Source organism: Actinomycetospora soli (assembly GCF_021026295.1).
Taxonomy (GTDB): domain Bacteria; phylum Actinomycetota; class Actinomycetes; order Mycobacteriales; family Pseudonocardiaceae; genus Actinomycetospora; species Actinomycetospora soli.
This window is the reverse complement of sequence record NZ_JAJNDA010000003.1, coordinates 410,532-432,299: the sequence shown is the minus strand read 5'-3', so window position 1 is coordinate 432,299 and position 21,768 is coordinate 410,532. Positions and strand designations below refer to the sequence as shown.

The following is a 21,768-nucleotide window of genomic DNA, read 5'->3' as shown; positions in this document are numbered from 1 at the left end:
GCCACAGCGGAGGGGAAACGCCCGGTCCCATCCCGAACCCGGAAGCTAAGCCCTCCAGCGCCGATGGTACTGCGACCGCCAGGTCGTGGGAGAGTAGGACACCGCCGGAACACCCAACCACCCCCACACACCCAAGCCCCCCAGACACACGTCCGGGGGGCTTTCGTGTCTCCACCACCAGACACAACAACAGGCCGACCGGCCCCACCGCCCACATCAGGGGCACACCACGCAGCATCCCGGGTCGCTATCCCTGCCTCACGCACACCTCGCGGCGGTGAGGCCGACCAGTGTCGGTCAGTCGGTCCTGTCCCGAGGTGCACACCACGCAGGATCTGCGGCATCGATCCCTGCCTCTTGTACACCTCGCCAAGCCGAGCAGGCGCCGGCGACTCGAGAGACACACCAGGCACCATCGGAGCCGGCCATCTCCGCCGCTCGCTCCGCGGACGGATGCCACGGACCGCCACTCGGCGGATGCCCCTACGCCGACACGTCGCCGATACAGTGACCGGCGTGCTCACGCCGTGGTGTGGACCCGTTCCTCCGCCGTCGGCGGTGACCCGACGATGACGGGCACGACGACGTCACCTGTGCTCGATCCGGACGGTCTCCGCGCGGCGGCCCGCGCCCTCGACGACGAGCCCCTGGGCGAGCTGGCTGCGTTGTACTTCGCGCGGGTCGGGCCGGGCGAGATCGGGGAGGACCCGCAGGAGGCGCTCGGAGCGGTCCGGGCCCACCGCAGCCTGGCTCGCCTCCGCGTCCCCGGCCGCCCCGTCACTGCGGTGCTCGGCGCCGGCGCCGAGGCGACGCCGGGGTTGCCGGCCCCGGACCCGGACCGGGTCTCCGTCCTCGTCGTCACCGAGGACATGCCGTTCCTCATCGACTCCGTCGTGGCCGAGCTGTCGCGCACCGGCGCAGCCGTGCACCGCGTGGTGCACCCCGTGGTCGTGGTCCGTCGTGACGCCGACGGCGCGCTCCTCGAGGTGTGCCCGCACGCCGACCCGAACCACCCGCCGTCGGGAACGGTCGCCGAGTCGTGGATGAACCTCGAGCTCGAGGCGGACGCGAGCTCGGAGTCCGTCCGGGAACTGGCCCGCGACCTGCACGAACGGCTGTCCGCGGTGCTCGGCGACGTGCGCGACGTCGTGGAGGACGGCCAGCGGATGGTCGAGCGCGCCCTCCACCTGGCCGCCGACCTGGAGCGGACACCACCGCCCGTCGCGGAGTACCGCACGACCGAGACGGTCGCGCTGCTGCGCTGGTTCGCCGACGGCAACCTCACCTTCCTCGGGCACCGCTACCGCCCGGCGACCGAGGCACCGGACAGCGCCGGGCTCGGCATCCTGCGGCGCGACACCGAGTACACGCGCACCCTCACCGCGGGGCCCGACCTCGCCGAGCGCGAGGAGACCGTCGACGAGGAGGGGGTCCTGCTCGTCCTCACCCGCGCCGGCGCGCGCTCCACGGTCCACGCCCCCGTCCACCCCCTCTACGTCGGGGTCAAGGTCTACGAGGACGGCCGCGTCGTCGGCGAGCACCGGTTCCTCGGGGTCCTGTCGGTCGCTGCACGCAGCGCCGACGTCACGCGCATCCCCGTGGTCTCGCGCCGCGTCACGGACGTGGTGAGCAGCAGTGACCTGCCGGTCGAGTCGTGGTCGGGCCGGCAGATGCTCGAGGTGCTCCAGACCTACCCGCGCGCGGAGCTGCTCTGCACCGACCGCGCCTCGCTCAGCGAGACCGTCTCCGGGGTGCTCGCGCTCGCCGAACGACGACGGGTGCGGCTGTTCCTGCGCCGCGACCGCTGGGGCCGCTACTTCTCGGCGATGGTCTACCTGCCCCGGGACCGGTACACGACCGACGCCCGCCTGCGGATGCAGCAGCTGCTGCTGGACCGCCTCGAGGGCGCCGACATCGAGTACACCGCTCGGGTCACCGAGGACCAGCTCGCGCTCCTGCACGTCACCGTGCACACCGGACAGCGCGAGCCCGTCCGGCCCGACGTCGCCGCCCTCACCGACGAGCTCGCCGAGGCCGCGCGGACCTGGGACGACCGCCTGCGGGCGGCCGCCGGCCCCCGGGAGCGCGCGGCGATCGCCGCGGTCGGCGAGCCGTTCAGCCAGGCCTACCAGGAGGACTTCCCGCCCGAGCGCGGCGTCGCGGACCTCCTGGTGCTCGACGGTCTCCGCGGTCCCGACGACCTCGCGGTCCGGCTCTACCGGCCGGACGGGGACGACATCGACCCGGAGAGCGGCGACCGGCGGCTGAAGCTGTACCTGGTCGACCGCCGGATCACGCTGTCGACCGTGCTGCCGGTGCTGCAGTCGCTGGGCGTGGAGGTCGTCGACGAACGCCCCTACGAGGTCCGCCGCAGCGACGGGCGGCCCGCGTGGATCAACGACTTCGGTCTGCGAATGCGGCTCGGCGCCGACGCCGCGCAGGACGAGGACCTCACCCGCCGTGCGGCCGAGGCGTTCACCGAGATCTGGCGCGGCCGCGTCGGGACCGACGGGTTCAACGCCCTCGTGCTCACCGCCGGGCTGAGCTGGCGGCAGGCGGGCCTGCTGCGCGCCCTCGCCCGGTACCAGCGGCAGATCGCCAGCACCTACGGCCAGAGCTACATCACCGACGTCGTCGCCGCACACACCGACGTGGCGGTCGGGCTCGTCCGGCTGTTCGAGGCGAAGTTCGACCCCGAGCAGGCGGACGACCGCGAGACCCGCGTCGCCGAGCTCGACGCCCGGGTCGAGGGCGCGATCGACGCCGTGACGAGCCTCGACGCCGACCGGATCCTGCGCGCGCTGCTCGGCCTGGTCCGCGGCACGCTGCGCTCGAACTACTTCCTGCGCGACGACGACGGCGCCCCGCGCGACGTCATGGCGTTCAAGCTCGACCCCGCCCGCGTGCCGGGCGTGCCCGAGCCGCGGCCGGCCATCGAGACGTTCGTGCACTCCAACCGTGTCGAGGGCGTCCACCTGCGGTTCGGACCGATCGCCCGCGGCGGCCTGCGCTGGTCGGACCGGCTGCAGGACTACCGCACCGAGATCCTCGGCCTGGTGAAGGCGCAGGCGGTGAAGAACGCCGTCATCGTCCCGGTCGGGGCGAAGGGCGGGTTCGTCGTGAAGCGCCCGCCCGCCGCCACCGGTGACGCCGGGGTCGACCGCGACGCGCAGCGTGCCGAGGGTGTGGCCTGCTACCGCCTGTTCATCGGTGCCCTGCTCGACCTCGTCGACGACCGGCAGGGGCACGCCGCGGACTCGGCGTCGGTCACGCCGGAGCGGATCGTGCGCTACGACGGCGACGACACCTACCTCGTCGTCGCCGCCGACAAGGGCACGGCCACGTTCTCCGACATCGCCAACGACGTCGCGACCACCCGCGGGTTCTGGCTCGGCGACGCCTTCGCCTCCGGCGGCTCGGTCGGTTACGACCACAAGGCCATGGGCATCACCGCCCGCGGCGCCTGGGAGTCGGTCCGCCGCCACTTCCGCGAGCTCGGCCGGGACATCGCGACCGACGAGGTCAGCGTCGTCGGAGTCGGCGACATGTCCGGCGACGTCTTCGGCAACGGCATGCTGCTCTCGCCGCACCTGCGCATCGTCGCCGCGTTCGACCACCGCCACGTGTTCCTCGACCCGGACCCCGACCCCGCCACGTCGTTCGCCGAGCGCCGCCGCCTCTTCGAGCTGCCCCGCTCCTCCTGGGCGGACTACGACGAGTCGCTGATCAGCGCCGGGGGCGGCGTGTACCCCCGGACGCAGAAGCGGATCCCCGTCTCCGAGCAGGTCGCCGCCGCGCTGGGGCTGGAGAGCACCGAGTCGCTCGACCCGCCGTCGTTGATGCGGGCCATCCTGCGGGCCCCGGTCGACCTGCTGTGGAACGGCGGCATCGGCACCTACGTCAAAGCCACCGAGGAGACCCACGCCGACGCGGGCGACAAGGGCAACGACGCGGTGCGGGTGAACGGCGACGAGCTGCGGGTGAAGGTCGTCGGCGAGGGCGGCAACCTCGGCCTGACCCAGCGCGGGCGCATCGAGTACGCCCGCGCCGGCGGCCGCGTCAACACCGACGCCATCGACAACTCCGCGGGCGTCGACTGCTCCGACCACGAGGTCAACATCAAGATCCTGCTCGACTCGCTCGTGGAGCGCGGGGAGCTCGCCGAGGAACGCCGCGACGAGCAGATCGCCGCGACGACCGAGGACGTCGCCGCACTCGTCCTCGCCGACAACGTGGCGCAGAACGACGTGCTGGGCGTCGCGCGCGCCCACGCCCCGGACATGGTCAACGTCCACGAGGCCCAGGTGACCGACCTGGAGGCCCGGGGCCGCATCGACCGCGAGCTCGACGTGCTGCCCGACGCGGAGGGCTTCGAGGCCCGGCGTCAGGCGGGGGAGGGGCTCACGGGCCCCGAGCTCGCGCAGCTCATGGCGCACGTCAAGCTCGACCTGACCGAGGCGCTCGCCGAGGACGACCTGCCCGACGCCGAGATCTTCACCCGCCGTCTGCCGTCCTACTTCCCGCCGGTGCTGGCCTCGACCTATCCGGCGGCGATCGCCGCGCACCCGCTGCGCCGGCGCATCGTGACGACCATGGTGGCCAACGAGGTCGTCGACGGTGGGGGTCTGTCCTACGTGCACCGGCTGGTCGCCGAGGTGTCGGCGACCCCGGCGGACGCGGTCCGCGCCTACCAGATCGCGACGCGCGTGTTCGGGCTCGACACCCTCGCCGCGGACGTCGCCGACGCGACCGCGGCGGGCCTCCCCACCGAGGCGGCCGACCGGCTGACGCTCGCCTCCCGGCGCATCCTCGACCGGGCGTCGCGCTGGCTGCTGACGCACCGGCCGCAGCCGCTGGCGATGGGCGCGGAGATCCACCGGTTCTCACCCGTCGTCGGGAGCCTGGGGCCGCAGGTCGCGTCGCTGCTGCGCGGCTCCGAGGCCGAGGGGCTCGCCGAGCAGGTGGACGCGGTCGTCGCGCTCGGGGCGCCGGAGGAGCTGGCCGGCCGTGTGGTGGGCGGGCTCTACGGGTTCGGGCTGCTCGACGTCACCGAGATCACCGAGATCGCGGAGGCCGACCACGACGACGATCCGGACGACCTGCGGGCCGTGGCGGAGCTCTACTACGCGATCTCCGACCACCTCGGCATCGACCGGCTGCTCACGGTGGTGGCGTCGCTGTCGCGCCGGGACCGGTGGGACGCGCTGGCGCGGCTCTCGCTGCGCGACGAGCTGTACTCCTCGCTGCGCGCGGTGACCCTGGACGTGCTCGCCGACACCGACAACACCGAGTCGGCGGATGAGAAGATCGCGCACTGGGAGCAGGCGAACGCCTCGCGGCTGATGCGTGCGCGCACGTCCCTGGCCGAGATCGCCCGCTCCGGACGAACCGACCTGACCACGGTGTCCGTGGCCGCCCGCCAGATCCGGAGCATGGTGCGATGAGCGCGACCTACGACGTCGACGTGCCGGTGCGCTGGTCCGACCAGGACCCGTACCAGCACGTCAACCACGCCAAGGTCGTCACGCTGCTCGAGGACGCCCGGACCGCGTTGCTCTTCGACACCGCCGCCCGTGAGGGCGTCGCGGCGTTCGAGGCCGGGCTGCTGGTGGCCCACGTCGACGTCCGCTACCGGCGCCCGATCCCGTGGACGCGGCGCGGGGTGCGGGCGCGGATGTGGGCGCACTCGGTGCGCACGGCGTCGTTCACGGTCGGCTACGAACTGCTGCTTCCCGACGACGACGGGACCGGCTGGGACCCGAAGCCGGCGGTCACCGCCGACACCCAGCTCGTGCCCTACGACCTCGCCGCCGCGCGCCCCCGTCGGCTCACGGCCGACGAGCGCACGTTCCTCGAGCGGTACGAGGTCGGGTCGTGATCGGGACCCGGGCCACCCTCTCGATCCCGGACGCCGCGCAGCGCGACGACCTCGCCGGGTTCGTCGGCCGGGCGGTGCGGCTGGACGCCGCCGTGGTGGTCCGGCTGCGGGCGCGGCCGGGCGAGCGCGCCGCGGTCGAGGCGTACGCGCCGACGCCGTTCGACGCGCTCGTCACGCGCAGCGCGCCCGGCACGCTGGAGCCCGCCGACGTCACCGTCGTGGGCTCGGACCTGCTGGCCGCGCTCGCCGTCGCGGGCGGCCCGTCGGTGGAACCCGGGACCACGGTGGACGAGCGGTGGCGCGGCCCGCTGCCGCCGCTGCGTCCCGACGCGCGCTGGCAGGTGGTGGGCGAGGTGCCGTCGGAGGTGGTGGACGGGCTCGCGGAGAAGGGCGTGGCCGCGGCGCGGGCCGCGGACCCGTCCGGGCGGCCGTCGGCGGCGCTGCTCGACCAGGTCGTGCTCACGGTGACCGACGACGCGTCGGGCCTCGAGGTGCGCGTGCCGATGCGGTGCGTCTTCGCGCTGTCGGGGATGGGCTTCGTCGGCCCGGGCGCCGGCGGGGAGGACGTGGTGCGGGTGTCGACCGACGGCGGCTGGCTGCGGCTGGACGCGCGCGGCGGCGCCGTGGTCCGGCGCCGCCGCGCGCAGCTGCCGCTGCTGTAGACCCGGTCGGCCTCAGCGCAGGGTCGAGCGCAGGAAGTTCAGCGTCTCGTTCCAGGCGATGGTGGCCTGCTCGGGGTCGTAGGTGCCCATGTGGTTCTCGTCGTTGAAGAAGGCGTGCCCGGCGGGGTAGAGCCGGAAGTCGGGGCGGTGGCCCGACTCGGCCTCGATCCGGTCGGCGAGCGCCTTCACGGCGTCGGGGCCGGCCATCTCGTCCTGCTCGCCGAAGTGGCCGAGCAGCGGCGCGGAGAGGTCGGCGAAGCTGGGGTAGTCCTCCCCGAGCACCCCGTAGAACGGCACGGCGGCGCCGATCTTGTCGCCCTGCTGGGCGGCGAGGACGAGGACGAAGCCGCCGCCCATGCAGAACCCGACGGCGCCGACCTTCCGGCCGACGACGGCCTCGTGGTCGAGCAGGTAGTCCACGGCGCCCGCGAGGTCGGTCGCGGCCTGCTGCACCGGGAGCTCCTGCATGAGCTCCCCGGCCTCGTCGGAGTCGTGGGTGGTGGTGCCGCCGTAGAGGTCGGGCGCGAGCGCGACGAAGCCCTCCGCGGCGAGGCGGTTGGTCACGTCCGCGATGTGGGAGGTGAGTCCCCACCACTCCTGGATCACCACGACGCCGGGCCCCGAGCCGGACTCGGGGAGCGCCAGGTAGCCGTGGGCGGTGCGGCTGTTGGAGGGGAAGGAGACGTTCTGGAGCGGGTTCTCGGTCATCGTCAGCCGGTGTTCCCCGCCCGGTCGGCCCCCACGCGCGGCGTCGTCCCGCGCGAGGGCTCAGAACGCCTTGTTCATCATGCTCATGGCCGCCATCTCCATGTACTCCCAGATCTGGCGGTGCCGCTCGGGCTCGAGGTTCTCCTCGTCGACCGCCACCTTCATGCAGCGCAGCCAGGCGTCGCGCTCGAGCGGCCCGATCGGGAACGGGGCGTGGCGCATCCGCAGGCGCGGGTGGCCGCGCTGCTGCGAGTAGGTCTGCGGACCGCCCCAGTACTGCTCGAGGAAGAGGCGGAGCCGGTCCTCGGCGGGACCGAGGTCCTCCTCGGGGTACAGCGGGCGCAGCACCGGGTCGTCGGCCACCTGCTCGTAGAAGCGGTGCACGATCCGGTGGAACGTCTCGTGGCCGCCGACCGCGTCGTAGAAGGTCTGGGGACTGCTCACGGTCCCACCGTCTCACGAGCGCGCCCACCGGCGGCGCTCACGGGCGGGCCGACCCGTGGGTCGTGGCCGCGTTCCGGCCCGCGCCGAACGGGGTGGGCGCCGGCACCCCGGCGTCGTCGAACGCGGACTTCACCGCGCCGGCCACCGCGCGCTGCACGGCCCACTGCTCGCCGGGGCGGGTCCGGACGGTGAGGCGCAGCAGGATGCCCTCCGCGGTCACCGACTGCACCCCGAGCATCTCCGGCGGCGCCAGCACCTTCGCGGCGATGTCGGGCTCGGTGCACTCCTCGGTGGCGGCGCGCTGCGCGAGCTCGGAGGTGTCGTCGACGTCGGCGGAGTGCCCCACCGGGATGTCGACGACCGCCACCGAGTAGCCCTGGCTGGAGTTCCCGACGCGCAGCACCTCGCCGTTGCGGACGTACCAGACGGTCCCGGCGATGTCCCGCAGCGTCGTGACCCGCAGGCCGACCGCCTCGACGGTGCCGGTGGCCTCGCCGAGGTCGACGACGTCGCCGACCCCGTACTGGTCCTCGAGCATCATGAAGATGCCGGACAGGAAGTCCCGGACGAGGTTCTGGGCGCCGAACCCGATCGCGACGCCGAGGATGCCGGCGGAGGCGATGATCGGCGCGAGGTTCACGCCGAACTCGCCCAGGATCAGCGTGAACGCGACCCCGTAGATCACGAGCGTGACGAACGAACGCAGCACCGAGCCGATCGCCTGCGCCCGCTGCGAGCGCCGCTCGATCATCTGCGGCGCGGACTCGCGCAGGCTCGCGGCCGCCCGGTCGCGCAGCGGGCGCAGCAGCCGCGGCACGCGGCCGCTGCTGGCGCCGTCGACGACCCGGCGGATCGCGCGGTGCACCGCGGAGCGCAGCACCACCGCGACCAAGATGATCACGATGGTCGTCAGCGCGTGGGACACGATGGCGTCCGCCGAGCGCGAGAGCCACGACGCGTGCGTGTACTGGAAGACGCGCGCGCACAGCGAGCCGGCGTCAGCGGCGCACGACGGTGCGTCGACCGGGACCTCGGGGACCACCGAGGAGGTGGGGCCGGGCGACGGCGTCGGGGTCGGGGTCGGGGTCTGCTCGATCATGCCGGAGGAGAACAGCACGCCCCGGCACGATACGGACCGCCGCGGATCTCGGTCACGACGGATCCGGCCGGTGAACGATCCATTATCACAGGTGCACGACGCCCCCGGATGTGGTCGACTGTGCCCACATCCCGGTGGGAGGTGGTCGTGTGGCCGAACGACAACCCAGGACCGTGACGCCGCTGGTCAGCGGGGTCGGCGGACCGAGCCTGCGGACCGACCCTCCCGACCTCGACGCCGCCGGGGCCCTCGCGGCCCCCGTCACGGCCCTGCCCCCGGCGCCGGTCGCTCCCGCTCCCTTCCTGGGTCGCCGCCGGGTCCTGCTCCTCAACGCGACGTACGAACCGCTGACGGCCCTCCCGCTGCGCCGCGCGATCGTCCTGCTGGTGTGCGGCAAGGCCGACGTGGTGCACGGCGACTCCTCCGGGCTCGTCCTGCACTCCGCGACGGGTGCCGTCGAGGTCCCGTCGGTGATCCGGCTCCGGGTGTTCGTGCGGGTGCCCTACCGGGCGCGCGTCCCGCTGACGCGGGCGGCGCTCATGCACCGCGACCGGTTCCGCTGCGCCTACTGCTCCGGCAAGGCGGAGACCATCGACCACGTGGTGCCCCGCAGCCGCGGCGGCACACACACGTGGGAGAACTGCGTGGCCTGCTGCGCGCGGTGCAACCACAAGAAGGCCGACAAGCTGCTCGCCGAGCTCGGCTGGCCGCTGCGCACGATGCCGACCGCCCCGCGGGGCCGCCACTGGCGGCTCCTCGCGGGCCTGGTCGACGCGGACCCGCAGTGGCTGCCCTACCTCGGGGAGAGCGCGGCGTAGGCCCCGGAACGGGCACGGACGTGCCGCGGGCTGGCGCGGCGCAGCGCGGCCCGGCCGGTCGACGTGGTGCATGATCGGCCGACGTGAGCGATCTGCACGAGCTGACCGCACTGGAGACGGCGGACGCGGTGCGGCGCGGGGACGCGTCCGCGCTCGAGGTCGTCGACCACGCCCTCGCGCGCGCCGAGACCCTCGGCGCGCGCCTGGGCGCGTTCGCCGTCCTCACCGCCGACCGGGCCCGCGACGCCGCCCGTGCGCTCGACGAGGGCCGGACCGGACCCGACCCGTCGTCGGGAACGCTCCGCGGGGTCCCGACGGCGATCAAGGACCTCACGGCGACGGCGGGGGTGCGCACCGGTCGCGGGTCGGTCATCTTCCGCGACCGGGTCCCGGCGGTCGACGACGACCTCGTCGAGCTGCTGCGGGCCGCCGGCACCGTGAGCCTCGGCAAGACCGCGGTGCCCGAGTTCGGGCTGCCCTGCTACACCGAGCCGGCGCAGGCGCCGCCCGCGGTGACTCCCTGGGACCCGACCCGCTCGGCGGGCGGCTCGTCGGGCGGGGCGGCCGCCGCGGTCGCCGCGGGCGTGGTGCCGGTCGCGCAGGGCTCCGACGGGGGTGGGTCGATCCGCATCCCGGCGTCGGTGTGCGGGCTGGTCGGCCTGAAGACGACCCGCGGCCGCGTCCCGGCCGGGCCGGCCGGTGGCGACCCGGCGGGACTGTCGGTGGCCGGTCCGCTCGCGCGGACCGTCACGGACGCCGCCGCGCTGCTCGACGCGCTGTGCGGCGACCGGGCGTGGCCGGGGGAGCCGTTCGCGCCGGGGAGCCCGCCCGACGGCGGCTACCTCGCGGCGGTGCGCCGGGGCCCCGCACCGCGCCGGCGGATCGGGCTGTGCACCACCGTGCCCTACGGCGACCTGTCGGGGCTGCTCGGACCGGTGTGGACGGGCGCCGCCGTCGACCCCGTGTGCGTGGCCGCCGCGGAGGACACCGCCCGGGCGCTGGAGTCGCTCGGGCACACGGTGGAGCCGGTCGACGTGCGGCTGCCCGACGAGGTGGTCGGCGCCTTCCTCACGCTCTGGGCGACGCTGGCGCTCGCCGACCCCGTGGACCCGGCCGACGAGCACCGGCTGCAACCGCTCACCCGGTCGCTGCGGGCGCGGGGTCGGGAGGTGCCGGGGATCGCCGCGCTCGGCGCGCTGCAGACGGTGCAGGTGGCGACCCGGCGGATCGTCGCGGCGCGCACGGGCCTCGACGCCGTGCTGACCCCGTCGGTGGCGCTGCCGCCGCGCCCCGTCGGGTGGTTCACCGCGGACGGACCGGAGGTCGACTTCGCCCGGCAGGTGGCGTTCACGCCGTGGACGGCCATCGCGAACCTGACCGGCGAACCCGCGCTCGGCCTGCCCACGGGGTGGCCCGAGGTGGACGGGCTGACGCTGCCGGTCGGGGTCACGCTGCGGGGACGCCGGGGCGAGGAGGACCTGCTGCTGGCCCTCGGGGCGGAGCTCGAGGCGGCGATGCCGTGGGCGGATCGCCGTCCTCCGGTGTGGTGAGGGCACCTACGACACGACGTCGGAGCTGCTTTCCACTACGGTTCGGCGCGTGAGACCGATCGAGACGATCCTGATCTACGTGGTGATCCCGGTCGTCGCGCTGCTGTTGATCTTCGCCGTGACGATGATCCGCCGGAAGGGCCAGGCGTCGTCGTACCGTTCCGGCGAGGACTGGCCGCACGAGCCGCTGTGGTGGATCGGCAACCCGAAGGGGACCGGCCTGCCGGAGCCGACCGTGGAGGCCGTCGGCGCCACCGCGACCCGCACCGCCCGAGGAGGCGCACGTGGCACCTGGTGAAGTCGCGCGCCCGCAGGCGCGCCCCGGCGAGACGCCGATGATCAACGAGACCGGGCTGATCGAGGACCCGGTCTACGGGCACGCCCGGGTCCCGACCGCCTCCGGCCGCATCTCCGAGGCCACCGAGATCCTCGCGGACGACCAGCGCGTCCCGTTCTCGTCCTCGCAGCTCTCCCGGATCGACGAGGCGCTCACCCGCACCTCGGCCGAGACCGGGCTGCTGTTCAGCGTGTGGGTCGGCGAGCTCGGCCCCCGCTCCCGCGAGCGCGCCGAGGAGCTGCACGCCGCGCTCGGCGAGCAGGCCGACGAGGCGGTGCTCATCGCGGTGTCGCCCGGGGAGCGGGTCGTCGAGGTCGTCACCGGCGAGGAGTCCGTCCGCCGCGTCGACGACCGCGGCGCCAAGCTCGGCGTGATGGCGATGGTCTCGTCGTTCACCGAGTCCGACCTGGTCGGCGGCATCGTCGAGGGTCTGCGCGTCCTCGGCGACCACGCGGGGTCCAAGCACTAGTCGGTCGCGCCGAGCCGACGCTGAGGGAGCGCTCGTTCCTCGCGCTCCCTCAGCCGTCAGCGGCGCGGGGTGGTCACCCGGCGTCGGCCTGCCGCGCCGCCAGGGCCCGGACGATCCCGGCGCGCCCCTCGGTGACGAGGCGGCGCAGGGCCGACGGGTGCTCGTCGGCGAGCCAGCGGTCGGCCGCCTCGACGGTGGCCTGCTCGACGGCCCAGGACGGGAACAGGCCCTGCACCATCGGCTGCGCCTGCTCGCTCGAGCGCCGGCCCCACACCTCGTCGACGGACGCGAAGTACTTCTCGCGGTAGTCGGTGAGCAGCGCGCCCTGCGCCGGGTGCGAGAAGCCCATGATGATCGCCATGTTGATGGCGTTGGGCAGCGTGTCGTCGTGGACCGCGCGCTCCCACGCCCGGGCCTTGGCCTCGGGCGTCGGCACCAGCGCGCGGGCCCGCTCGGCCATGCGCAGCCCGGTCGCGGTGTTGTCCCGCGCCAGCTCGGCCTCGATCTCGGCCTCGCCCGCCGTCCCGTGCGCCACGAGGGCGTGCAGCAGGCGCCACCGCAGGTCGGTGTCGACCGTGAGGCCCTCGAGCGGCGCGGTCCCGTCGCGCCAGCCCGCCAGCGCCGTGAGCGCCTCCGGGGTGAGCACCGAGCCGGACAGCGCGTTGACGATCGCGAGCTGGTGGTCCGAGCCGGCCTCGGCGGTGCGGGCGAGGTCGAGCAGCGTCGCCACGAACGACGGCCATCCCTCCTCCACCGCCCACTGCGGGTCGGCGTAGGACGCCAGCGCGGTCTGGGCCTGCAGCAGGAGCCGCTGCACGACGCCGACCTCGGTCTCGGCCGAGATCCCGCCGACCACGAGCGCGACGAAGTCGCGGGCGCGCAGCTCGGCCTCGCGGGTCATCTCCCACGCCGCCGACCAGCACAGCGTGCGGGGCAACGGCTCGGCGACGTCGCCGATGCTCGAGACGAGCGTCGTCAGCGAGCGCTCGTCGAGGCGCATCGTGCAGTAGGTCAGGTCGTCGTCGTTGACCAGCACGAGCGCGCCCGCGGGCACCCCCACCAGCTCCGGGACCTCGGTCCGCTCGCCGGTGACGTCGAGCTCGGTGCGGTGCACCCGGACGAGCCGGCCGGCCTCGTCGGGGGAGTAGATCCCGACGGCGATGCGGTGCGTGCGGGTCTCGCCGGCGCCGGGCTTCGCGCCGCCCTGGAGCACGGCGAACCCGGAGTACGTGCCGTCGGCCCCGACGGTGAACGACGGCGAGAGCGAGTTCAGCCCCGTCGTCCGGAGCCACTCCGCCGACCAGCCCGAGAGGTCACGGCCGCTGGACTCGGTCAGGGCGCCGAGCAGGTCGTCGAACGTGGCGTTGCCGTAGGCGTGGCGGGAGAAGTAGAGCCGCAGCCCGGCGAGGAACTCGTCCTGCCCGACGTAGGCCACGAGCTGCTTGAGCACCGACGCGCCCTTGGCGTAGGTGATGCCGTCGAAGTTGACCTCGACGGCCTGCAGGTCGGGGATGTCGGCGGCGATGGGGTGGGTCGAGGGCAGCTGGTCCTGCCGGTAGGCCCACGACTTCTCGACGTTCGCGAACGTGGTCCACGCGTTGCGGTACTCGGTGGCCTCGGCCTGGCTGACCACGGACGCCCAGGTGGCGAACGACTCGTTGAGCCACAGGTCGTCCCACCAGCGCATGGTGACCAGGTCGCCGAACCACATGTGCGCCATCTCGTGCAGCACGGTCTCGGCGCGGCGCTCGTAGAGGTAGCGGGTGACACGGCTGCGGAAGACGTAGTCCTCGAGGAACGTCACGGCGCCGACGTTCTCCATCGCGCCCGCGTTGAACTCGGGCACGAAGAGCTGGTCGTACTTCGCGAAGGGGTAGGGCACCCCGAAGTTGCGGTGGTAGAAGCCGAAGCCCTGCTTGGTCTCGGTGAACAGCCGGTCGGCGTCCATGTGCTCGGCGAGCGAGGCCCGGCAGTAGATGCCGAGCGGGATCTCGCCGTGCTCGTCGGTGTAGGTGTCGGTCCAGCGCGCGTACGGCCCGGCGATCAGCGCGACCAGGTAGGTCGAGATCCGCGCGGTGGTGTCGAACGCGTGATGGACCGCGCCGGTGTCCAGCGTCGTCGTCGTGGACAGCGCGCCGTTGGAGATCACGTGCCAGTCGGGTGCGGCGAGCGCGGTGAGCGTGATCGTCGCCTTGAGGTCGGGCTGGTCGAAGCAGGCGAACATCCGCTTCGCGTCCGCCGTCTCGAACTGGCTGTAGAGGTAGACGGCGCCGTCGACGGGGTCGACGAAGCGGTGCAGGCCCTCGCCGGTGTTCATGTACCGGCAGTCGGCGTCGACGACGAGCTCGTTGTCGGCGGCGAGGTCGGGCAGCTCGATGCCCTTCTCCTCGTCGTAGCCCGAGACGTCGAGGGCGACCCCGTTCAGCGTCGCGCTGCGCACGCCCGCGGCGACGATGTCGATCCAGCTCGCCGTCCCCGGCGTCGTGGACCGGAAGCGCACCGTGGTGGTCGACCGGAACGTCGACTCCCCGGGCCTGTCGGTGCCGTCGGTCAGGTCGAGGGCGATCGAGTACGAGTCGACCTCGAGGGCCTCGGCGCGGGTCCGCGCGTCGTCCCTGGTCAGGTTCGGAGCAGCCACCCCCGCACCCTATCCGCGGGGCCGCGGCGCAGCGGGGGAAGACACTTGAGGCTTGGACCGTTGCCCCGGATACCTGTCGTCGATCGAGGGAAGCCTGCAGCCATGAGCAGTGAGAAGGCACGCGTCGATTTCTGGTTCGACCCGCTCTGCCCCTTCGCGTGGATCACCTCGCGCTGGGTCCTCGAGGTCGAGAAGGTCCGCGACATCGAGGTCGCCTGGCACGTCATGAGCCTGTCGGTCCTCAACTCCGGCCGCGACCTCGACGAGAAGTACCAGGCGATGATGGAGGAGGGCTGGAAGCCCGTCCGCGTCTGCATCGCCGCCGCCCAGAAGCACGGCGACGAGATCCTCGCCCCGCTGTACACCGCGATGGGCACGAAGATCCACAACGAGGGCAACAAGGACTTCGACGACGTCATCGCGAAGTCGCTGTCCGAGGTCGGTCTCGAGGCCGAGCTCGCCGAGGCCGCGACCTCCACCGACTACGACGACGCCCTGAAGAAGTCCCACCACGAGGGCATGGACCCGGTCGGCATGGACGTCGGGACGCCCGTCATCCACGTCGAGGGCTCCGCGTTCTTCGGCCCGGTGATGACCCGCATCCCCAAGGGCGAGCAGGCCGGCCAGGTCTGGGACGGCGCCAAGCTCCTCGCGGGCTACGAGTACTTCTACGAGCTCAAGCGCACCCGCGACACCGAGCTCTCCTTCGACTGATCCCTTCCCGACGACGGGTGCCGCGGCGGCTCCCGTCGTCGGGCGGCGGGTCAGCCCGCCACGTGCTGCTCCTCGACGAGGGTCCGGATCCGGTCGAGGGTCTCGTCGACGCCGTTCTGGACCTCGTGGTCGCCCGGCTCGACGCGGCCGGTGTGGATGTGCACCTCGACGGTCGCGCCGTGCTCGGCGGGCCGCACGTCGAGGTGGCCGTGGTAGTCGTTCGACCCCTCGGCGCCCCAGGCGATGTGCTGGGCCTCCGGGTCGACGTCGAACCACGCCTCGCCCTCGACGTGGGAACCGTCGGGCAGTTCCGCCGAGGTCCGGACGGCGTTCCCGCCCGTCGACTCGGCGGAGGTCATGCGGGCGAAGTAGCGCGGCAGGTTCCCGACGTCCGACAGGAACGCGAAGAGGTCGTCGGGGGAGGCGTCGACGGTGGTGGTGGAGGTGAAGTCGGCCATCGGTGCGGCTGCCCGAAGCGCCGCCCGGTGAACCGGCTCACGTCGTGACCCGGTTGCCGCCCTCGGTGGACGTGACCGTGACCGCCCGGCCGAGCGGGTCCGTCGTCGCGAACGCCTCGAGGGTGGCCGTGTCCTTCGGGTCGACGCGGGCGAGGAACCGGCGCCCGTCCGCGCCCGTGCGCCCGACCACCGCGACTCCCCGCGGACGTCCGTCGCGGTGGTACTCGACGGTGTAGGTCTCGACGGTGGCCGTGCCGTCGGCGCGCGCCACCGTGCCCGGGGCCTCACGGGCGTGGACCGCGTCGACCTCGGCCTGGGCGGCGGCGTCGTCGCCGTCGCGCCACGGGGCGGGGCGGGTGGAGTACACCCCGGCGGAGTACTTGTGGATCGCGCCGCCGTTCGCGCCGACCAGGCCGAACGTGCCCGGCCGGGCCCGCAGCGCGGTGACGGTGTCCGCGATGGCGTGCAGCGAGTAGTCGTTGCCCGGCCCGCCGAAGAACGGCAGGCCGCCGGTCACCGTCAGGCCCCGCGGGTCGTCCGCGGCGAGGCCGAGGGCGTCGGTGACGACCCGGACGGCGATGGGGAAGCAGCTGTAGAGGTCGATCGTCGCGAGGTCGTCGATCGTGATGCCCGCCAGGTCGAGCGCGCGGCGCACCGCGGTCGCGGCGGCCGGGCTCGCCCCGAGGTCGGCGCGCTCGAGCAGCGGCGGCTCGAGGAGGTCCGCGTGCCCGTGCAGGTGCACCCACCGGTCCTCGGGGACGCCCAGCCCGCGTGCCGTGTCCGTCGCGGCGAGCACGACCGCCGCGCCCTGGTTGACCTGGTCGCGCGACACGAGATAGCGCAGGTAGGGGTCCGTGATCGGGCGGTTGTCGCCCGTGGCGGTGGCGAGCTCGTCCGCGCTGCGGGCGGTGGGCGCCGCGGCGTGCGGGTTGGTCGCGGCGACCGCCGACAACGGTGCGAACAGCTCCGCCATGTCGCGGCGGTAGGACTCGCGGTCGGCGCCGAGCCGGGCGCGCCGCGCGTGCTCGAACAGCGCGTACTGCACCACCGGCGCCAGGATCTCGTGCTCGACCTGCTCCGGGACGATGAACGTCTCCAGGCCGAGCCCGCGGTCGTCGAGCTGCCCGCCGACCTGTTCGCTCCAGTCGGGGCGCTCGTCCTCGGCGACCTTCGTGAGCAGGTGGCGCGCCGTCGACATCGCCTCGGCCCCCACGACCAGCGCGACGTCGACCTCGCCGGCGGCGATCCGCCCCGCGGCCTCGGTGACCAGCGACTGCGGGGTCTGCCCGCCCACGACGCCCAGGACCGCGACGCGCGGGTCGGCGCCCACCCGGGCCGCGATCGACCGTGGCACGTTGTCGGACGCGCCGAGCGGCGCCACCGCTCCGGGTGCCGAGGCCTCGAACTGGCGCACGGCGGCGACGAGGTCGGCGCGCGCCGCGACCGCGGCGGGGTCCGAGCCGGTGTCGGCGAACGCCCGCCGGGCCGCCTCGGCCCCGAGCTCGACCGGGCTGAGCCCGCGGAAGCCGGGGTCGTCCAGGCGCTCGGAGGACTGCCCGACCCCGACGACGACGGGGGTGCGGTCGGTGCCGGGTCCGCTCACGACGCGGCCAGCTCGCCGAGGGCGCGCAGGCGACGCCGGCAACCGTCGACCATGTCCCGGGTGATCTCGCCGGCGCCGCGGAGCTCGGTGAACCCGCCGACGACCTGCCCGATGAAGTAGGTGTCCAGGGCGATCGCGCCGGGGTGGCCGGCGGCGGCCGCGTCGTGCACGCGGTCCCAGATCCGGCCGACGAGCATCGGCTGCAGGGGCAGCGGGAGCGGCTCGGGGGCGTCGGGGCGGTCCCAGGCGTCGTGCCAGGCCGACCGGAGCTGCCGGGCGGGCTTGCCGGTGATCGTCCGCGAGCGCAGGGTGTCGCTGCTCCCGGCGGCGAGGAACTTCTCCTTGACCGGGAGCGGCGTGATGTCCTCGTGGCTGCCGAGCCACACCGAGCCGCACCACACCCCGGCGGCGCCGAGCGCGAGGGCGGCGGCCATCTGGTCGCCGGTCGCGATGCCGCCCGCGGCGAGCACCGGGCGGTCGCCCGCGACCTCGACGACCTCGGGCGTCAGCACCGTCGTCGCCACCGTCCCGGTGTGCCCGCCGGCCTCCGTGCCCTGCGCGACGAGGACGTCGACACCCGCCGCGAGCTGCCGCTCGGCGTGCTTGCGCTGCCCGACGAGCGAGGCGACCACGACGCCCGCGCCGTGCGCGCGCTCGACGAGGTCGGCCGGGGGCGGGCCGAGCGCGTTGGCCACCATCCCGATCCGGTGCGAGAACGCGACGTCGAGCAGCGCCTCGGCGCCCGCCGGGTTGATCGCCGCGGCGATCTCGTCGCTCGTGTCGTCGAGCGGGTCGTGCTCCGTGGCCGGCACGCCGTGCTCGTCGAGCAGCGCGTCCACGAAGGCGCGGTGGGCGTCGGGGATCTGGGCGCGCAGGCTCGCCACGAGCTGGTCGGGGTCGCCGACCGCGAACTTCTCGGGCACCAGCAGGTCGACGCCGTACGGGCGTCCGTCGACCTGCTCGGAGATCCACCGCAGCTGCGCGTCCAGCTCGGCCGGCGTGTACATGCTCGCGGCCAGCACGCCGAAGCCGCCGGCGTTGGTGACCGCGGCGACCACGGCGGGGGAGCGGTTGAAGCCGACGAGCGGGTGCTCGACGCCCAGGAGCTCGGTCAGGGCGGTGCGCATGCGGCGGATCCCTCGGGGTCGACGGTGGCGGTGCTGTGTCCCGGACTCGGTGTATCACATACCGGGCACGGAAACCGTCACGCGTGACCGGCAGCGCGACCCGGCGTCAGGAAGGATCGGGGGCATGAGCGCGAGCATCGGCACGCTGACCGACCACTGGATCGACGGGGCGCGGACCGGCGGGGGCGCCGGCAGCATCGAGGTGGTGAACCCGGCCGACGGCTCGGTGCTGGCCGAGGTGCCGCGCGGCGGGGCGGCGGAGGTCGACGCGGCGGTGCTCGCCGCGCGGCAGGCGTTCGTCTCCTGGTCGCGGGTGCCGGTGGCCGACCGCGCCGCGATGGTGCTGCGCATCCGCGAGGGCATCAAGAACCGGCACGAGGAGCTGGCCCGCTCGATCACGGCCGAGATGGGGTCGCCGATCGCGTTCGCCCGCTCCGTACAGCTGGGGATGCCGATGGCCACCTCCAAGGGCGTCGCGGCGCTCGCCGAGGACTTCGCGTGGTCGGAGGAGATCGGCAACTCGCTCGTGGTGCGCGAGCCGGCCGGGGTGGTCGGCGCCATCACGCCGTGGAACTACCCGCTGCACCAGGTCGTCGCGAAGGTCGCGCCGGCGCTGGTGGCCGGGTGCACCGTGGTGCTCAAGCCGTCGGAGGTCGCGCCGCTGACCGCGGGGATGCTCGCCGAGATCACCGCCGAGGCGGGGCTGCCGGCCGGGGTGCTCAACGTCGTGCACGGCACCGGTCCCGAGGCCGGCGAGGCGCTGGCCGCGCACCCGGGTGTGGACATGGTGTCGTTCACGGGGTCGGTCGGGGCCGGGCGGCGCGTGCAGGAGGTGGCCGCCGGCACGATCAAGCGGGTCGCACTCGAGCTCGGCGGCAAGTCGGCCAACATCGTGCTCGACGACGCCGACCTGACGAAGGCGGTCAAGGTCGGGCTCGGCAACTGCTTCATCAACGGCGGCCAGACCTGCACCGCGTGGACCCGCCTGCTGGTGCCGGAGTCGCTGCACGACCAGGTCGTCGAGCAGCTGGTCGCCGCCTCCGCGAAGTACACGGTGGGCGACCCGACCGACGAGTCGACGCGGATCGGACCGATGTCCTCGGAGACCCAGCGTTCGCGGGTGGAGAGCTACATCGCGCGGGGCGTCGAGGAGGGCGCGGAGCTGGCCGTGGGCGGTCCGAGTCGCCCCGACGGGCTCGACACCGGCGCGTACGTGCGGCCGACGATCTTCTCCGGCGTGCGGCCGGACATGACGATCGCCCAGGAGGAGATCTTCGGCCCGGTGCTCTCGGTGCTGCCCTACTCCGACGTCGACGAGGCCGTCTCGATCGCGAACAACACGATCTACGGGCTGGCCGGAGCGGTGTTCGCCGGGACGCAGGAGCGCGGCGTGGAGGTGGCGCGGCGGATGCGGACCGGCCAGGTCGACGTCAACGGCGGGGCCTTCAACCCGCTCGCGCCCTTCGGCGGCTACAAGCAGTCCGGCACGGGCCGCGAGCTCGGGCGCTACGGGCTGGAGGAGTTCCTCGAGGTGAAGTCGATCCAGCTCTAGCCGGTCAGCAGGCCGGCGGCCGTCGCCGCGACCGCCGCCGTGAGGGCGGTCGCCGGCAGGACGGCGTCGCGGCGGTCCCGGGTCGACGGGTCCAGGACCGCCGCGACCGACAGTCCGAGCAGCGCGAACGCGACGGCCGGCACCGGCGTGGCGACCCCGCCGATGCCGAACGACGCGACCGCGAACGGCGCGAGGAACACGACGGCGGGGACGGCGGCGACCGCACCCGCCGTCGTCGTCGCGACGTCCCCGTCGCGGAGGGCGACCGCGACCGCGAGGCCGGCGACGAGCCCGAGCGCGGGCCACGTGACGAGGAACGACGCGCCGGGGACGGTCGCGGCGGTGAGCACACCGAGGGCGGCGAGCAGGCCCGCGGCCCCGACGGTCGCGGCGGTCCGTCCGACCCGTCGTCGGACGGGGAGGTACCAGGCGAGGACCGCGAGCACGGCGAGGGCGCCGGTCGCCACCTGGTAGGGCCCGGGGCGGTCGAGGAACGGGCCGGTGTCGGCGTACGCGGGCCGGAGCACGAGCAGGACCTGCCAGAGGCCGACGGCGAGCGCGGCGGCGACGACGAGCGGGAGGGGGCTCGTCACGACGGCGAGGAGGGCTCCGCGGGCCGTCGTCCGGCCGCGGTGGCGGGCGGCCAGGGTGACCGCGACGAGGCCCGCGACGGCGAGGAGCGCGAGCGGCCATTCCCACGCGACCGGGTAGGTCACGAGGAGGTCGCCGAGCGGGAAGTAGACGGCGTCCGGCCGTGCGGGCAGGCCGCTCGCCGTCGGGTCCAGCGGAGCGAGGTCGGTGCCGCCGAGCTCGCGGGCCAGGGCGAGCAGGGTGCCGCCCTGGCTCTGGACGCTGCGCGGGTCGAGGTTCGCGGGGGAGTCGGCAGCCGTGTGGTACTTCTCCGGTCCCTCGATGAACGCCGAGTCGATCCCCGGCCGGCCGGCCCCGAGGACCACGGACAGGTCGGTGTCGTTCGGCAGCAGCCGGAAGATCGCGACGAGGCCGGAGTCGCCCGCGGGGTGGGGCACCGCCCGCATGGCCTCCACGAGCCCGGCGTTGCCGGGGGAGGTGCGGAACAGCAGCGCCGGTCCGGTGACCCCACGGGCTTCCTGGTTGAGCACGACGATCGGCGCCCGTGGCAGCTCGGTGCGCACCCACCGGCGCATGCCCAGGAGGCCCGCCTCCTCGCCGTCGGTGAGCAGGACGGTGAGGTCGTTGCGCAGCGGTGGCCCGGTGCGCAACGCGCGGACCGTCTCGAGGATCGAGGCGACTCCCGCGGCGTCGTCGGCGGCTCCGGGTCCCTGCGGGACGGAGTCGTGGTGCGCGGAGAGGACGACCTGCCCGGTCGGTGCGGCGCCGGGGAGGGTGGCGACGACGTTGCCGTCGCGCACCGCGGTGGTCAGGCCCAGCGCCGTGAGGCGGGCGGCGAGGTCGTCGCGGACCCGCGCGTTCGCGGCACTGCCGAGCGGGCGGGGTTCCCGGGCGAGATCGGCGACGAGGGGGAGGGCGCGTTCGGCGCTGAACGCGGTGGGCGGGGCGTCGGCGGGGAGCGGGGCGGGTGGGCGCTGGCTGATCAGGGTCACGGCCGCCGTCGCCGCCAGGATCACGAGGGCGACCAGACGGGCCGTGACTCCGGGTCGCACGGGGTCAGTGTGGTGAGCGCGGGGTCGGGGCGCGAGTGGGCACGCGGACGGTGCGTGTCCGGAAGGTG

Annotated in this window: 17 protein-coding genes and 1 rRNA gene; 10 read left to right on the top strand and 8 right to left on the bottom strand. The window is 74.3% G+C overall.

Annotation, left to right across the window (positions count from 1 at the left end; all coding sequences use genetic code 11):
- The 4 genes from rrf to LN037_RS06895 form a co-directional block, all read left to right on the top strand.
- Window positions 1-110, top strand: a 5S ribosomal RNA gene (rrf, locus tag LN037_RS06910); the annotation flags it as partial.
- A 459-nt stretch (window positions 111-569) separates the two neighbouring features.
- Window positions 570-5,444 (top strand): NAD-glutamate dehydrogenase, encoded by a 4,875-nt coding sequence (locus LN037_RS06905; RefSeq protein WP_230751100.1) that lies wholly within the window; start codon window positions 570-572, stop codon window positions 5,442-5,444.
- Entirely contained in the window at window positions 5,441-5,878 is a 438-nt protein-coding gene (locus LN037_RS06900) for an acyl-CoA thioesterase (RefSeq protein WP_230751098.1), read from the top strand. The genes LN037_RS06905 and LN037_RS06900 overlap by 4 nt, the downstream gene beginning before the upstream one ends.
- A complete protein-coding gene (locus LN037_RS06895) occupies window positions 5,875-6,540 on the top strand; it encodes a DUF8185 domain-containing protein (RefSeq protein ID WP_230751097.1) in 666 nt (221 codons plus the stop codon). The genes LN037_RS06900 and LN037_RS06895 overlap by 4 nt, the downstream gene beginning before the upstream one ends.
- A gap of 12 nt (window positions 6,541-6,552) precedes the next feature.
- Here LN037_RS06895 and LN037_RS06890 read toward each other — a convergent pair whose 3' ends face one another.
- The 3 genes from LN037_RS06890 to LN037_RS06880 are packed head-to-tail and all read right to left on the bottom strand — an operon-like array spanning window position 6,553 to window position 8,809.
- Window positions 6,553-7,248 carry a dienelactone hydrolase family protein gene (locus LN037_RS06890; RefSeq protein WP_230751095.1) on the bottom strand — a complete coding sequence of 232 codons (696 nt, stop codon included), beginning with the start codon at window positions 7,246-7,248 and terminating at the stop codon, window positions 6,553-6,555.
- Between the two features lie 60 nt (window positions 7,249-7,308).
- The gene (locus LN037_RS06885) at window positions 7,309-7,692 is read right to left on the bottom strand and encodes a globin (protein WP_230751093.1); all 384 of its coding nucleotides are present in this window, start codon (window positions 7,690-7,692) and stop codon (window positions 7,309-7,311) included.
- Window positions 7,693-7,729: 37 nt separating this feature from the next.
- Window positions 7,730-8,809: a mechanosensitive ion channel family protein gene (locus LN037_RS06880; RefSeq protein WP_230751091.1), complete on the bottom strand. Its 1,080-nt coding sequence runs from the start codon at window positions 8,807-8,809 to the stop codon at window positions 7,730-7,732.
- A gap of 155 nt (window positions 8,810-8,964) precedes the next feature.
- Here LN037_RS06880 and LN037_RS06875 point away from each other — a divergent pair, with 155 nt between their 5' ends.
- The 4 genes from LN037_RS06875 to LN037_RS06860 all read left to right on the top strand — a co-directional run bounded on the left by LN037_RS06875 (window position 8,965) and on the right by LN037_RS06860 (window position 11,965).
- Window positions 8,965-9,609 carry an HNH endonuclease gene (locus LN037_RS06875; RefSeq protein ID WP_230751090.1) on the top strand — a complete coding sequence of 215 codons (645 nt, stop codon included), beginning with the start codon at window positions 8,965-8,967 and terminating at the stop codon, window positions 9,607-9,609.
- Window positions 9,610-9,692: 83 nt separating this feature from the next.
- Window positions 9,693-11,159: an amidase gene (locus LN037_RS06870; protein ID WP_230751088.1), complete on the top strand. Its 1,467-nt coding sequence runs from the start codon at window positions 9,693-9,695 to the stop codon at window positions 11,157-11,159.
- A gap of 49 nt (window positions 11,160-11,208) precedes the next feature.
- Window positions 11,209-11,457, top strand: a complete 249-nt coding sequence (ctaJ, locus tag LN037_RS06865; RefSeq protein WP_230751085.1) for an aa3-type cytochrome oxidase subunit CtaJ — start codon at window positions 11,209-11,211, stop codon at window positions 11,455-11,457.
- On the top strand, window positions 11,444-11,965 hold the full coding sequence (locus LN037_RS06860; RefSeq protein WP_230751083.1) for a DUF5130 family protein: 522 nt from the start codon (window positions 11,444-11,446) through the stop codon (window positions 11,963-11,965). The genes ctaJ and LN037_RS06860 overlap by 14 nt, the downstream gene beginning before the upstream one ends.
- A 73-nt stretch (window positions 11,966-12,038) precedes the next feature.
- Here the strand turns inward: LN037_RS06860 and pepN are convergent, their stop codons facing one another.
- A complete protein-coding gene (pepN, locus tag LN037_RS06855) occupies window positions 12,039-14,603 on the bottom strand; it encodes an aminopeptidase N (protein ID WP_230751081.1) in 2,565 nt (854 codons plus the stop codon).
- Between the two features lie 102 nt (window positions 14,604-14,705).
- Here pepN and LN037_RS06850 point away from each other — a divergent pair, with 102 nt between their 5' ends.
- Window positions 14,706-15,317: a mycothiol-dependent nitroreductase Rv2466c family protein gene (locus LN037_RS06850; protein WP_230751079.1), complete on the top strand. Its 612-nt coding sequence runs from the start codon at window positions 14,706-14,708 to the stop codon at window positions 15,315-15,317.
- 50 nt (window positions 15,318-15,367) lie between these two features.
- Here LN037_RS06850 and LN037_RS06845 read toward each other — a convergent pair whose 3' ends face one another.
- Genes LN037_RS06845 through LN037_RS06835 form a run of 3 tightly spaced genes read right to left on the bottom strand, consistent with a single transcriptional unit; the run spans window position 15,368 to window position 18,505 of the window.
- Window positions 15,368-15,775 carry an SRPBCC family protein gene (locus LN037_RS06845; protein ID WP_230751077.1) on the bottom strand — a complete coding sequence of 136 codons (408 nt, stop codon included), beginning with the start codon at window positions 15,773-15,775 and terminating at the stop codon, window positions 15,368-15,370.
- A gap of 37 nt (window positions 15,776-15,812) precedes the next feature.
- Entirely contained in the window at window positions 15,813-17,378 is a 1,566-nt protein-coding gene (locus tag LN037_RS06840) for an acetyl-CoA acetyltransferase (RefSeq protein WP_230751075.1), read from the bottom strand.
- Window positions 17,375-18,505, bottom strand: coding sequence for a nitronate monooxygenase (locus tag LN037_RS06835; RefSeq protein WP_230751074.1), 1,131 nt, complete (start codon window positions 18,503-18,505; stop codon window positions 17,375-17,377). Before LN037_RS06835 ends, LN037_RS06840 begins: the two co-directional genes overlap by 4 nt.
- 124 nt (window positions 18,506-18,629) lie before the next feature.
- On the opposite strand from LN037_RS06835, the gene LN037_RS06830 reads away from it, so the two are divergent.
- Entirely contained in the window at window positions 18,630-20,057 is a 1,428-nt protein-coding gene (locus tag LN037_RS06830) for an aldehyde dehydrogenase family protein (RefSeq protein WP_230751072.1), read from the top strand.
- On the opposite strand, the gene LN037_RS06825 is transcribed toward LN037_RS06830, so the two are convergent.
- Window positions 20,054-21,700, bottom strand: a complete 1,647-nt coding sequence (locus LN037_RS06825; protein ID WP_230751070.1) for a M28 family peptidase — start codon at window positions 21,698-21,700, stop codon at window positions 20,054-20,056. The two genes, LN037_RS06830 and LN037_RS06825, sit on opposite strands and share 4 nt — an antisense overlap.
- Window positions 21,701-21,768 lie beyond the last annotated feature (68 nt).

Excerpts from the sequence above, each read along its gene's own strand:
- LN037_RS06905 (WP_230751100.1), top strand. The coding sequence starts at position 570 with ATGACGGGCACGACGACGTCACCTGTGCTCGATCCGGACGGTCTCCGC.
- LN037_RS06900 (WP_230751098.1), top strand. The coding sequence starts at position 5,441 with ATGAGCGCGACCTACGACGTCGACGTGCCGGTGCGCTGGTCCGACCAG.
- LN037_RS06890 (WP_230751095.1), bottom strand. The coding sequence starts at position 7,248 with ATGACCGAGAACCCGCTCCAGAACGTCTCCTTCCCCTCCAACAGCCGC.
- LN037_RS06850 (WP_230751079.1), top strand. The coding sequence starts at position 14,706 with ATGAGCAGTGAGAAGGCACGCGTCGATTTCTGGTTCGACCCGCTCTGC.
- LN037_RS06845 (WP_230751077.1), bottom strand. The coding sequence starts at position 15,775 with ATGGCCGACTTCACCTCCACCACCACCGTCGACGCCTCCCCCGACGAC.
- LN037_RS06835 (WP_230751074.1), bottom strand. The coding sequence starts at position 18,505 with ATGCGCACCGCCCTGACCGAGCTCCTGGGCGTCGAGCACCCGCTCGTC.
- LN037_RS06830 (WP_230751072.1), top strand. The coding sequence starts at position 18,630 with ATGAGCGCGAGCATCGGCACGCTGACCGACCACTGGATCGACGGGGCG.